Below are 12365 nucleotides of genomic sequence, written 5' to 3' on the forward strand. Positions count from 1 at the left end.
TCCTCCATGAGCGGCCCGGCGCCCCAGAGCCCCATCAGAGCGAGCCATGCGATGATGCATGAATTGGATATAAGGTTCCTCGGCAAGTGGTCAGCCCTTCATGTTCTCGGGGGCGATTGCCCCCTCCTCGCCGTCCACGTACACGGAGTATCCATTTTCTTCTGCGTTCTCGGCGTCCGTCTTGACGCCACCCTCTGCCGGGTCGTCGGTGATCCCGAACTGCTCCTGGAAGGCTTCGGAGAGATTGTTTCGCATCTGCTGGTGGCCGATTTCATTGAATTGGCCGGCCGCTACCTGGCCCAGGGGGCTCCCGGGGAGGTGCGGGCTGTTCTCATGGGCTGATTCGGCCATGCCGCGAGGAGCAGCGGTCGCGACCTGAGCGACGGCGGTGTAAACGTTGGACGCCTCGAAGTCGTAGTCATCGTTCATGAGGCTGTACACGTATTTCATTCCGACGTCGGATCCGGCGTTGAATATGGCCTTGATGGCTTCCAGCCTGGCGCCGCGAGCGATCGCCCCCCAGTCCTGGTTCCAGCTCGTGTGCTCGGACTGTCGGGCGACCCCCTGCTGCAGATTGCCATCAGGAGTGAGTGTGACCGGAGCGTCGTCGATCGGCCGGTTGTTGACGGTCGTCGCCTGACCATCAGCGTCGATTCCCATCCGCCAGCTTTCGGCCACATTGGCGTCGGTGGTCTTCTTCGGCTTGATGTCCAGAGCAGAGACGGAGTTGGTGCGGTCCACCTGCACCTGTGTGTGCTGTGCGGACCCGTTGACGGTCGTGCGGTCCGTGATCTCGACCTTTTGGTCGTTCTTCTCCTCGACCTTGGTCGTGTGGTCGGAGCCATCGGAGAACGTGCTCGTCGGGGTGCCGTTCTGGTTCACCGAGATGTGGTCGCTCCCGCTGTTCACATCGATCCTGCCGTCGGGACGGATCTCGATGACGGTCTGCCGACCGGTCTCCGGCGAGGTGTGCTCGATGACGGTCCGGTCGCCGACCTGCTGGACCTGGACGTTGTCGCTCCCGCCGTTCCTGGGGCCGTCAGGGCCGTGGCCGCGGTCCTGGGTGAGGATTGGCTCGCCGCCTTCGGAGACGGTGATGTTCCCGTCGGCGTCGCGGGTGACACTGGGGCCGGAACCATCGCCGGTCGTGTCGATGGTCAGGTTGCGCCTGGACGGGTCCCGGCGGCCCGACTCGTCAGCCGCCTCCGGCGCCCGGTCGACTCGCAGGCTGTCGCCCTCGACCGTGGTGCTGCCGTCGTCCCGGCGGGTCACGACCGGGCCGTCCTCGCTGGTGCGGACCGTGACGTCCCGTCCGCCGTTGCTTCCATCGCTCTGCGTCGCGGAGAACCCGTCGTGGCGCACTTCGGTGACGCCCGACTCGGTGTTGCGCTCCATGGCGGGCCCGGGGATCTCCTTCTGGCCGCCGGGGAGCGCGTAGGTCTGCTCCACGGTCGAGACCGTACCGTCGCGCTCCAGGCTCGGACGGGTGGGCCCATTGCGCGGTCCCCCCTCCGAGGGGCCCTGGCTGACCGGCCCGTCCCCGTTGAACGAGTGCTGGTAGCCGTTGTGGTCGACACCGACGAGCCCGTCGCCCTCGCCCCCGTGCGTGATGGAGCTGCCGTTCCCGACGACCGGCGTGTTCTCGATCCGGGTGGTGTTCCCGTCCGCGACCACCTGGCTCCTGTCGCCCGTGGTCTCGAAGGAACCCCCCTCGATCCGGGTGGTCTCACCCCGCGGGGTGCCCCCCTGCGGCCCGTTGACGTCGACGTGTCCGTCCGCGTGCAGGTCGAGCGAGGTGGGCCCGTTTGGGCGCACCTCTACGGTGGCCGGCCGCCCGTCCCCGTCGTAGACCACGTTGTGCGGCGCATCCTCACCCGGCTGGGAGATGCTGCTCCCGTCCCGGCCGATGTGGACGGACGCGCCGTCTGCGCCGGAGGACACCTCCACACCGTCCGGCGTGGGCCGGTACTCCATGCCGTCCGTCCCGTCCGTGACGGTCGTGCCGTCGCCGTCGACCGTGCCGGAGAAGCCGCCGTTGGAGAACTCCACCCGGCCGTCCGGATGGGAGGTGATGTCGCTGTTCGGGGTGTGGCCGTTGACCGTGCCGTCCCGGCCCCCCGACACCGACCACGGGTCGCCTCCGGCGTGCGGCACGCCGTCCTGGTTCGGAGGGCCGCCGCGCACCGTGGTGGTCCCGCTCTCGGCGACGGAGATCGACGTCTCCCCGTCGGCGAAGGAGGCGCGCTGTCCCGGCGGAACCTCCACCCGGCCCGGGCCGCCGTCGTCGTGCACCGAGGTGCCGTCCGGCAGGTGCGTGGTGCCCTGCCCGTCGGCGTGCTCGGCCACCGGCCGCCCGTGCGGGTCGGCCGCGTCGTGCGTGGCGGCGTGCCCGTCGGGGGAGACGGTGCTGATGTAGTGGTCGTCGCCGGCGTGCCGCCCGTTGTCGTTCTGGCCGACGTGCAGCCCGTCCGGGGTGCTCGCGCTGGTCCCGTCCGGGGTGCCCTCGGCGTGGAAGCCGCCCGAGTCCAAGGCGAGGGAGCCGTCCGCACCGTGGGTGACGGTCAGCGTGTCGCCCGACCGGTTGGGCGGTGCGGTCAGGGACACTCCGTCGCCGGTCGGCCGCAGGATCCAGCCGTCGGGGGACATCGCCCCGTCCCCGGGGCGCACCAACGTGCCGTCCGGGGCCGTGAACACCGCAGAGCCGTCCGGTCCGGCGCCCAGCGGCGGCGGGGCGGGGTGGGTCTCCGGCGTCGGGGACCCGTTGGCGTCGTAGTGCAGGGCGCCGCCCTGCCCGTCGGGGACGCTGACCGACCCGTCGGGGTGCACGGTCCGCTGCGGCGTGCCGTCCGCCCCGTATTCGTGCGTTCCGCCCTGGCCGTCGGGGACGCTGAGCGTCCCGTCCGGGTTCAGCGTGAAGTCGGGGTGGGCGATGGTGCCGTCGGGCGAGGCCGTGGTCTCGCCTGCAGAGACGCTGCCGTCCGGGTTGCCGGTGGCGGTGCTGGTGTGCACCGGTCGGTGGTCCGCGTCGTACCGGGTGTTGGTGTAGGTCGTGCCTCCGTCGCCGGTCGGGTCGATCCTGGTCCCCGCGGCCACACCGTTGCCCTGGGGGCCGTCGGGCGTGGTGCGGATCTGCAGGTCGGTCGTGTGCCCGGGCAGGGACGCGTCCTGCTGGACGCGCACGCCCCCCTCGTTCACCGACGCCGAGCCGTTGTCGTTGGAGACGGTGAGGCCGCCGCTGTCGGCGTTGAAGTTGTGCGTCGTGCCGTTGGGCGACTGGATCCGGTGACCGCCCTGCCCGACGGATGCGGTGGCCCCGCCCGGCGTCTGGACGGACGTCGCGTGGGCGGCGCCCGCCGCGCCCAGAGCCGCCGTGGCCCCGCCGCCGGCCTGCAGGACGGTGGTCTGGTCGGCGTCGCCGGTGACGGTGACCGGGGCGTCCGCGTCGGCGGGGACGTCGACCTTGGGACCGTTCCCGCCGCCGATCTCGCTTCCGCCTCCGGGCTTGGGGGCGGCGCTGACCGGTGCCTCCCCGGCGTCGACCGCGACCGAGCCGTCCGAGGCGTCCCTGCCGACGGTCGGCTGCGCCTCGCCCCCGTTCAGCGAGACGGAGCCGCCGTCCGCGCTGACGTCGACGGACGTGCCGTCCCCGTGGCCGACCGTGAAACCGTCCCCGGTCGCGGCCGGGGGGGGGGGGGGGGCCNCACGACGGTCTGCCCCTGCTGGGACAGGTCGGCGCTGAAGCCGCCCTCCGAGCCCGGGGCGTGGGTGTACTGGACGACGGGCCCGTCCGAGGGGGAGGTGTCGAGGGTGATGTCCCCGTGCCCGGTGCGGGTGGTCGCCCCCGTCTCGGTGACCGTGGTCGAGGTCACCTCGTTGGGCGCGTTGATGCTCGTGTCGCCGCGGGTCTCCGTGTGCACCGTGGTGGTGTCCGAGGTGTGGTCCGCGGAGACCTGGTATCCGCCGCTGCCGTCGGAGGCGACGGACGTGCGGTCGGTCCCGGTGATGTTCCCGTCCGAGTCGAAGTGGGTGGACACGTTCGAACCGTCGCCCAGGTCCGTGCTCGCCGAGTGGTCGGCGGAGTCCCGGGCGGGGGAGTCGGGGAAGGAGTCGTTGGAGAGAGGGGGCTGGGTCTGCCCGTCCGGGGAGTCGGCGCTGGTGGAGGAGGGGGCGTCGACGTCGGGAGAGGAGACGTCCGGGGGTGACACCTCGGCCGAGGAGACATCGGGGGCCGAGACATCGGGGGCCGGTACGTCCGGAGAAGACGAGGCCTCCGGAGACGTGGTGTCCGGCGTCGACACCTCGGCCATGGACACGTCGGGTGAGGGGGCGTCCGGCGCCGACACGTCGGGGGCCGGAGAGGAGAAGTCCGGCGCCGAGGAACTGGAGGACGTGTCCACGGACGTGCTCCCGGAGGAGCCGGTCGGGCCGTCTCCGGAGCCGCCGGAGGGGAGGTCGGGCGAGGCGTCGCCCGGCGGGCCGCTGATACTCGTCGAAGTGCCGTCGCCGGTGCTGATGCTCCCGCCGCCGTCGCCGGAGAAATCGCTGGTGACGCCCCCGAGGTCGCCCGAGGTCGACGGCGTTCCGGTCAGGTCGCCGTTGCCGATGGCGGCGCTGAAGGCGTTGTGGTCGTGGCCGGCCTGGATGGCGCCTCCGGGCGCGCCGCTGGCGGTGCTGAAGACGACGCTCGTCATGTCGATGTCGCCGAACGCGGCGTCGCCGTCGGAGATGTTGACGGCGGCCTGGAGGGCGATGTCCGACGCACCGCTGAACGCGGCGTCGCGCGTGGCGCTGATGCCGACGTCCGCGGCCAGGCTGAGTCGCGGGCTGTTGCGGAAGGTTCCCGTCGAGATCGAGGTCAGCGTGTTGCTCATGAACCGCCCCGCACCGGACCGGTTCACGACGCTCCTCATCTGGCCGGAGATCGCGCTGCGGACCGTGCCCATCCGGGCCGTGAGGTTGCCTGCCGCGCTCGCGAGCGGTTTGCCGAGCTTTCCCGCCGACGCGAGCACGCGCACACCCGGGATGACGGACAGCAGGTCCATCCCGAGAGTGGCGAAGGTCTCCAGGTTGAAGCCCAGCTTGTCCTTCCGGGACAGGGAGGTGATGCTCACCAGGAGGGCCGCGAGACCGATGATGACGCCGACGACCGGGACGAAGATCGCGACGATGCCCAGGACCACCATCGCGACCGCGTAGATGATCGGGTTCTCCTCGATCCACTCGACGACCGCGTTCCAGCCGTCCCACAGCTTCTCCCACCCGTTGCGGGTGGCGTCCGAGAGCTTGTCCCGCGCGTCCTCGGCGGCCTGCTCCATGGCGGACTCGACGGATTCGAGGCGCCCGAGGAAGTGCTCCTTCTTGTCGTCCCAGTCCTCGTCCCGCTCCTCCTCGGACATGCCGTTGTAGGCGGAGGCGGCGTCCTCCCGCACCGCTGCGCTGTCGGTGCGCGCGGTCTTCAGGCCCTCCGACCAGATCTGGTAGGCCTCGGAGGCCTTGCGGTACGACTCCTCCGCGTCTTCGAGGTAGTCGGGAAGCTTCCCGATGAGATCCCGGAGGGCGTCCATGGCCTCGCCCTCGCCGGCGTCGTCGTTCTTGAGGTCCCGGATGTCGTCGGCGGCCGTACTGCAGGCGGTGGCGAGCTTGGCGAAGTGGTCCTGAAGGTTGTCGGGGTCCGTTGTGGTCCACGGAACCGGGTCGCTCGTCCTGTCGAGGACGGACCAGTCCAGGTCATTCCGCTCCTGCCTGCTCACGTCGCCTGGCTCTCCTTGTCCTGGTCGGATCGGGGCGGCCGCTGGGCCGGCCGCGCTCCGCTCCTCGGGCGGGGGTTCACTGCGGATGTACGGACGCGGGCGGCGCCGGGTTCACCCCGGTTCACGCCCGGTTCCCGTCCGTGCGGCGGTTTTCGACGTGTGGCGGGGGCCCCGCGTTCCGTGCGGGCGGGGTGGGGTATCCGGCACCGCGGGGCCGGTGACCGGAGTGAACCCGGGGCGCTGCGCTTCCGTACCCTGTCCTGGGCCCCGTCGGGGCGATGACCAGGAATCCGGGCAATTCGGGAGCGGCGAGTGAGCGGGACGCGGACGGCACTGCAGGCGGGAGTCGGCGCCGCCGCGCTGGTCGGCGCCGTGCTCGCGGGGGCCGCCGTGCCGGTGGCCGCGGCGCCCCCGGCGCTGGCCCAGCCGCAGCCGTCGGCCAGCGGCGAGGTGCCGCCCCCCGAGGAGGAACCCGAGCCCGAGCCCTCGCAGGCCCCCGAGCCCGAACCGGAGCCCGAACCCGAGCCGCCGGTCCAGCAGCCGCAGCCCGCCGCGCCCGACTACAGCCAGTGCCGGGAGGTCAAGTACTACACCGTCCCGGCCGACGAGACCCGCGGCCTGTTCGGGCTGGCCGAGGACCTGCTCGGCGACGAGCGGCGCAGCTCCGACATCGACCAGCTCAACCAGGGCCGCACCCAGCCCGACGGCTGGGCCCTCGACAACACCGGCGCCATCCGCCCCGAGTGGCACTTGGTCCTGCCCTACGACGCCGAGGGCGAGGGCGTGCAGACCGGCACCGACCCGCTGTGCATCATCGCCGCGGACCGGGCCGCCGCCCAGGGCGTCCCCCCGCCTTCCCCGCCGATCCCGCCGTCGGCCGCGCCCATCCTGGCCGAGTCCCCCTCGCCCTCCCCGTCGCCGACGGCCGAGGAAGAGCCCAAGGGCCTGCGGGACCGTATGGGCGACCTCGACCCCCTGATGCTCGCCGGGGGCCTGGGCGTGCTGATCCTGCTCACCGTCTTCGCCCTGTTCTGGAAGCCGATCCTCACCGCCGTGGCCTGGCCCTTCAAGAAGATCGCCGCCCTGCCCTGGCGCCGACCCCGGCCGCCGCGGTTCGTCCGCACCCGCCGGCGGCGCCGCCTGCGCGACGAGGTGACCGACCGGATCGAGGCCGACCGCGGCGCCTCGCGCCGCGCCGGGCTGGCGCTGGTGGAGCTGGTCAACGCCCCCGCCGAGGTCCCGGCCCGCCCGGTGGCCGTGCTGACCTCCGGGGAGACGGTCACGGCGGGGGGGGCGGGCCACNGAAGGTGCTCGACGCGACCACCTGGCAGTACGTCAAGAGCAAGTCGGCCACCCAGGCGGTCAAGTTCAACACCATGACGCAGACCGCCACCGGCCTCTCCTCGACCCTGGGCACCCTGGTGGGGCTGGGCCTGCGCCCCGACGAGGAGGGCGGCGAGCAGGTGTTCGTCGACTTCACCTGGCTCGACGGCCTGCTCGCGATCCAGGGGCACCGCCTGGTGGCCGAGGACGCCGTCGACGTGATCGGGGACGGCCTGCGCGAGCGCGGGCTGCGGGTCACCGAGGTCGAGGAGGGGCGGCGCCTGGAGGAGGTGCTCCCGCCGGCCGACCCGGCCGGGGCCGAGGATCCCGGGGCCGCCGGGGTGCCCGGCGGCGACCCGATCACCGGCCCGCGCGACCCCGACCGCCGCCACGCGCTGCTGTTCTACCGCCCTCTTGACCCCGACGAGGAGGACGCGCTGCGCCGCCTGCCCCCGAACACGCTCGTGGTGGCGCTGGGCTCGTCGCGCGCCGCGCGCTGGCAGTGGTCCGCAGGGGAGGACGGCTACCTGGACACCGGGGCGATCGGGCTGCGGGTGGCCTTGCGCCACCCGGCGGCCGCCTGAGAGGCGGGGTGGCCGGGGACCGACCTCCCCGGTCTCCGGCCTGCGTGCGATGCCGGGGGAGCAGGGCGTCCACGACGGCGGGGCCGGCGGGAGCGTCCCGGTGCGGTGCGAGGGGCCGGGCTCCTGCCCCTCGCCGCCCGGCCCGAGCGGTGGTCATCCTCTGCGGACAGGAGCGAAGAGGGCCCTCACGATCCGGGCGGCGGTGACGAGGACGACGAACAGCAGGGGAGAGGCGAGGACGAGCCAGATCAGGCTCGCGAAGGCGGCGAAGGCGTACTTCCTCAGCCAACGGCCCTCGCCGTGGCTGTGGGCCTCGTCGGTGTCGTCCCCCAGCCACCCGCTCGGGTCTCTCGGGACGAGGCGGGCGTCGTCGACGCGCGTGCCCTCGGCGCACCCACCGGCCTCCGGGACACCGGCCAGGACGTCGTCGTACACTTCGCCGCCGTCAGTGGTGAACGTGCCCTGGCAGGGCCCCACCTGCTCGGTTCCGAACCGCTCCCCCTCGGTCACGGGTCGGCCCGTCAGCTCCAGTGTCCCCGGTACACCGCCGTCTCCCCATGCGGCAGCGAAGTGCTCGTTGGCGTGCCGCCAGGTCATGGGGATCCCAGGGGCGGTGACGACGGCGATGCCCGACATCAGCACCGCGACGATCAGAGCCTGTACGTGGTCCCCGGTGGTGGTCCGGCTCATGCTCCGCTCCGCTCCCGTCCGTTCGTCGCCACCGGTGCCGTTCAGCAGGCCGGTGTGAGCTCGCGGTCGTCCCGGAGGAGGCGCAGGGCGTAGTGGCACCGTGACTTGACCGTGCCCACCGGGACGCCCAGCTCCTGCGCCGCCGTCTTCATCTCCTTGTCCTGGAGGTAGACCAGCTCCACCGCGCGGCGGTGCTTGGCGGCCAGGCGCTGCACCGGCCGCCGCAGGGCCAGGCGTTCGACGACGCGCTCGCTCTCGTCCTCGGCGATCGCGGCGTCCTCCACGGGCGCGTGGTCGGTGCCGTAGGAGACCTCGTCGGGGCGGGCGCGGCGCGCGCGGTCGGCGTCGATGGCGACCCGCCGCGCCACCGTGCGCAGCCACGGCCCCAGCTCCTCCGTGTCCCCCACGAGACGCGGAAGGAACCGCCAGGCGCGCAGCATGACCTCCTGGGCGAGGTCCTCGGCGCCGTGGCGCCCGAGGCCGGTCCGGGCCGTCAGGAAGGCGACGAGGTCGCCGAAATGCACCGTGTACATCTCGATGAACCGCGCCGGGTCCGCATCGGAGGCGTCGCGGAGAGCGGTCATAGCGGAAAGGCTCCACAAGGCATGAGATGAGGGCCGGGCGTACGCCGGCGGCCGCGATCCGATAGAGCGACGATAGACACCCCGGGGGGCGAAACCGGACGTCCGGATATGTGCGTTCGGTATCGGAGGGGAAGCGGGACGGATACGGGTCCTGTGGGGCCGATGGTCCTGAGCTGGGATAAGTGGGATTACCCGAGGGGTGGGCGATACGGCTTCACTTTCGCCGGGTGATCGAGATCACGCTCTGCGTAGCCGGATTCGGCCACCGCCGTGCCGCCGATCCCCGCTGAGCTGGTTGAATCCTGAATCATCCGGGGAGGGGGACGCCCCGCCGGGCGCCCGGTCACCGGCGCCGCCCCTCCCGGGCGCGCCGACCGATCCGGCCGAAGGGCTTGACCGTGGACAGCAGCACCGTGGCCAGCAGCACGGTGAAGGAGACCGACAGCGCCCCCAGCGCCGAGACGAGCTCGGCCCCGGCGGCCGCCTCCGGGCCGGCGGCCAGCGTGCGGACCGCCGGCCCGATGCTCAGGTTGGAGCCGACCACCAGCAGCAGGGTCAGTACCAGCTTGGCCGTCACCCAGTAGTGGCGCAGCAGCCCCCACGGGGTGCCCAGGGACAGCACCAGCCCGCTCACCAGTGCCACCAGGCTCAGAGGCGGCACGAGCAGCCCCGACAGCAGCCCGGCCGCATCGAGGGCCGCCCCCCGCGCCCCCGGGTCGGCGGCCGCCGCCCACGCGAGCGCGAGCATGCTCCCGTGCACCCCGAGCCAGCCCACCGAGGCGACCACGTGCACGCTGAGCGCCGCCTTGCGCCACCCCGGCGGCAGCCGCCGGGCACGCAGGGCGCCCGACGGCCGGACCGGGGCCGTCCCGGCGGTCACCTCCGTCCCTTCGGGGACTGGCCGGGGTCCCAGTTGAGCGCGCTCGCGCGCTCCATGAACTCCTCGACCGTGATGTCGCCCTTGGCGAACCGCTCGGCCAGCACCCGGCGGGCGGCGGTCTCGGGCGGTTCGGGGGCGTGGCCGGCCCACGGCGGGCGGTGGCCCTTGGCGCGCATCGTCAGGAAGGCCCCGAGGGCGATCAGCAGGAGAAGCAGGCACAGCACGGCGGCTCCCAGGAACGGTGCGAACGGCGGCGGGCCGGCCCAGGGCGGGCCGTGCGCCGCCGCGGCGGTCGCGGTGAATGCGGTCGTGTTCATGGCCCCACGGTGCGCCTGCGCGCGCGTCGCGCTCGTCGCCCGCGGCGCGTCATCGCGGGTACGCACCGGGAACGACGCGCTCTACGCTCTGCGGCCGATGCCCGGCGGGGCGGCCGAGGGCTAACGTCGCAGGCGTGATGCCCTTCCTCGAACGCGTCCGCGCCGCATTCGGCCCCGGCGCCGGCCGCAAGCTCGCCCTCGACGCCCCGCTGGGCCTGCTGGTGGGCGCCGCCGGGACGGTGGCGCTGGGCGCCAAGGCCTCCGGACCCCCGCCGGGGCACGGCCGCGGTCCGGAGCCGCCGCAGGGGTTCACCCCGGACGGGCCGGGACCGGACGGCCCCCGCCCGGGGCGCGGGTGGGACCCCCCGTGGCAGGGCGGTTTCGACCTGCCCGCCCTGCCGCTGGCGTGCGTGGCGGTGGTCGCCGCCTGCGTCGTGCTGCGCCGGGTCTGGCCGCGCTCGGCCTTCGCCGTCTCCGCCCTGGCCACCGCGGCCTTCGTCGCCGCCACCGGGTTCCACGGCGCGGTGCTGGCCGGGACGCTGCTCAACCTGTACACCATGGCCTCGCGCATGGCGCTCCGGGAATGGCTGCCCTGGACCGCGTTCGGGCTGCCGGTGCTGCTCGCCCTGAACCTGGACGAGCCCTACCTGGGCCTCCTGCAGACCGGGACCTACCTGGTCTTCATCCCGTACCTGGCGATGATGCTGGCGGCCGCCGCGCTGGGGGCGACCGTGCGCGGGCGGAGTGAGAGCCGCCGCCGGGAGCACGAGCAGGCGCTGCGCCGCTCGGCCTATGAGGAGCGGCTGCGCATCGCCCGGGAGGTGCACGACGTCGTCGGGCACAGCCTCTCGGTGATCAGCATGCAGGCCGGGGTGGCCATGCACGTGCTGGAGAAGCGCCCCGACCGGGTCCGCGAGTCGCTGGACGCGATCCGGCGCACCAGCAAGGACGCCCTGGACGAGCTGCGCGGGACCCTGGAGGTGTTCCGGGAGGGCGCCCCCGCCGGCGGCGGGCGGGACGGGGACGCCGCGCAGGGCGCGAAGGGCGCGGAGGGTTCCGAGCGGGCCCCGCTGCCCGGACTGGACCGGGTGGGCGAGCTCGCCGCCGGGATGGAGTCGGCCGGGGTGCGGGTGGAGGTGCACACTGTGGGGGAGCCCTCGGTGCCTCCGGCCGCGGTGGACCACGCCGCCTACCGGATCGTGCAGGAGGCGCTGACCAACGTGGCGCGGCACGCCCCCGGGGCGTCCGCGTCGGTACGGATCGCCTACGAGCACGGGGAGGTCGCGGTGGAGATCGAGGACGACGGGCCGCGCGTCGCCGGTCCCGGTCCCCGTGAGGGCAGCGGGATCGCCGGGATGCGCGAGCGCGCGCGGGCCGTCGGCGGCAACCTGCACGCCGGCCCTCGGAGCGCGGGCGGGTTCGCCGTCCGGGCCCGCCTCCCCCTGGGCGCCCCGCGGGGCGGCCGGTGAGCGGCGCGGCAGGGGGCGCGGAGGCGGCGGGCGGCCCGGTGCGGGTGGTCCTGGCCGACGACCAGGCGCTGGTGCGCATGGGGCTCCGGGTGCTCATCGAGGAGGAGGACGGCCTGGAGGTGGCCGGGGAGGCCGCCGACGGGCGGGAGGCGGTCGACCTGGCCCGGGGGGTCCGCCCCGACGTGCTGCTGATGGACGTGCGCATGCCGGAGGTGGACGGCATCCGGGCGCTGAAGGAGATCGCCTCCGACCCGGAGCTGTCCGGCACCCGCGTGGTGGTGCTGACCACCTTCGAACTGGACGAGTACGTGTTCGAGGCGCTGCGCGCCGGTGCGGCGGGCTTCCTGATCAAGGACAGCCCGCCCGAGGAGCTGCTGCGCGCGATCCGGCTGGCGGCCGAAGGGGGGTCGCTGCTCTCGCCCTCGGTGACCCGCCGGGTCATCTCCGCCTTCACCTCCAGCGCCCCCGCCGGCGGCGGCCCGCGCCCCGACCTGGGCGGCCTGACCGAGCGGGAGCGGGAGGTGCTCGCCCTGGTGGGGGAGGGCCTGAGCAACGGGGAGATCGCCGAGCGGCTGTTCGTCAGCCCGGCCACCGCCCGCACCCACGTCAGCCGGGCCATGGTCAAGCTGCACGCCCGCGACCGGGCGCAGCTGGTCGTCATCGCCTACCGGTCGGGGCTGGTGCGCTGAGGAGGGAGGCGCCGCCGGACGCTGCTCCGGCGGTCCCTTCCGCGGTGCCCGCAGGCGTCCGTGCCGGTCGGCTCCCGGC

8 protein-coding genes are annotated in these 12365 nt (G+C 73.7%); 3 read left to right on the forward strand and 5 right to left on the reverse strand.

The genetic code is table 11. The annotated features are described in order from the left end of the window. Positions 1-90: 90 nt before the first annotated feature. Positions 91-3180, reverse strand: a complete 3090-nt coding sequence (locus tag D450_RS0117775) for an RHS repeat domain-containing protein (RefSeq protein ID WP_017540006.1) — start codon at positions 3178-3180, stop codon at positions 91-93. A gap of 3877 nt (positions 3181-7057) precedes the next feature. Here D450_RS0117775 and D450_RS31885 point away from each other — a divergent pair. Next, positions 7058-7657 carry a hypothetical protein gene (locus D450_RS31885; protein ID WP_017540008.1) on the forward strand — a complete coding sequence of 200 codons (600 nt, stop codon included), beginning with the start codon at positions 7058-7060 and terminating at the stop codon, positions 7655-7657. Positions 7658-7810: 153 nt separating this feature from the next. Here the strand turns inward: D450_RS31885 and D450_RS0117795 are convergent, their stop codons facing one another. The 4 genes from D450_RS0117795 to D450_RS0117810 form a co-directional block, all read right to left on the reverse strand. Beyond that, positions 7811-8347, reverse strand: a complete 537-nt coding sequence (locus D450_RS0117795; protein ID WP_017540009.1) for a hypothetical protein — start codon at positions 8345-8347, stop codon at positions 7811-7813. Between the two features lie 41 nt (positions 8348-8388). Beyond that, positions 8389-8931 (reverse strand): sigma-70 family RNA polymerase sigma factor, encoded by a 543-nt coding sequence (locus tag D450_RS0117800; RefSeq protein WP_017540010.1) that lies wholly within the window; start codon positions 8929-8931, stop codon positions 8389-8391. A gap of 343 nt (positions 8932-9274) precedes the next feature. Then, positions 9275-9811 carry a hypothetical protein gene (locus D450_RS0117805; protein ID WP_017540011.1) on the reverse strand — a complete coding sequence of 179 codons (537 nt, stop codon included), beginning with the start codon at positions 9809-9811 and terminating at the stop codon, positions 9275-9277. Further along, positions 9808-10128: an SHOCT domain-containing protein gene (locus D450_RS0117810; protein ID WP_017540012.1), complete on the reverse strand. Its 321-nt coding sequence runs from the start codon at positions 10126-10128 to the stop codon at positions 9808-9810. The genes D450_RS0117805 and D450_RS0117810 overlap by 4 nt, the downstream gene beginning before the upstream one ends. Before the next feature lie 137 nt (positions 10129-10265). Here D450_RS0117810 and D450_RS0117815 point away from each other — a divergent pair, with 137 nt between their 5' ends. Together D450_RS0117815 and D450_RS0117820 are read left to right on the forward strand one after the other, a co-directional pair. Beyond that, the gene (locus tag D450_RS0117815) at positions 10266-11597 is read left to right on the forward strand and encodes a sensor histidine kinase (protein WP_017540013.1); all 1332 of its coding nucleotides are present in this window, start codon (positions 10266-10268) and stop codon (positions 11595-11597) included. After that, positions 11594-12286, forward strand: coding sequence for a response regulator transcription factor (locus tag D450_RS0117820; protein ID WP_152520863.1), 693 nt, complete (start codon positions 11594-11596; stop codon positions 12284-12286). The genes D450_RS0117815 and D450_RS0117820 overlap by 4 nt, the downstream gene beginning before the upstream one ends. The last annotated feature ends 79 nt before the right edge of the window (positions 12287-12365 follow it).

The organism is Nocardiopsis halophila DSM 44494, from assembly GCF_000341245.1.
Classification (GTDB): Bacteria; Actinomycetota; Actinomycetes; order Streptosporangiales; family Streptosporangiaceae; genus Nocardiopsis_A; species Nocardiopsis_A halophila.

Bases quoted from the DNA above. Each gene is read 5' to 3' on its own strand.
- D450_RS0117810 (WP_017540012.1), bottom strand. From the start codon at position 10,128: ATGAACACGACCGCATTCACCGCGACCGCCGCGGCGGCGCACGGCCCG.
- D450_RS0117815 (WP_017540013.1), top strand. From the start codon at position 10,266: ATGCCCTTCCTCGAACGCGTCCGCGCCGCATTCGGCCCCGGCGCCGGC.
- D450_RS0117800 (WP_017540010.1), bottom strand. From the start codon at position 8,931: ATGACCGCTCTCCGCGACGCCTCCGATGCGGACCCGGCGCGGTTCATC.
- D450_RS0117795 (WP_017540009.1), bottom strand. From the start codon at position 8,347: ATGAGCCGGACCACCACCGGGGACCACGTACAGGCTCTGATCGTCGCG.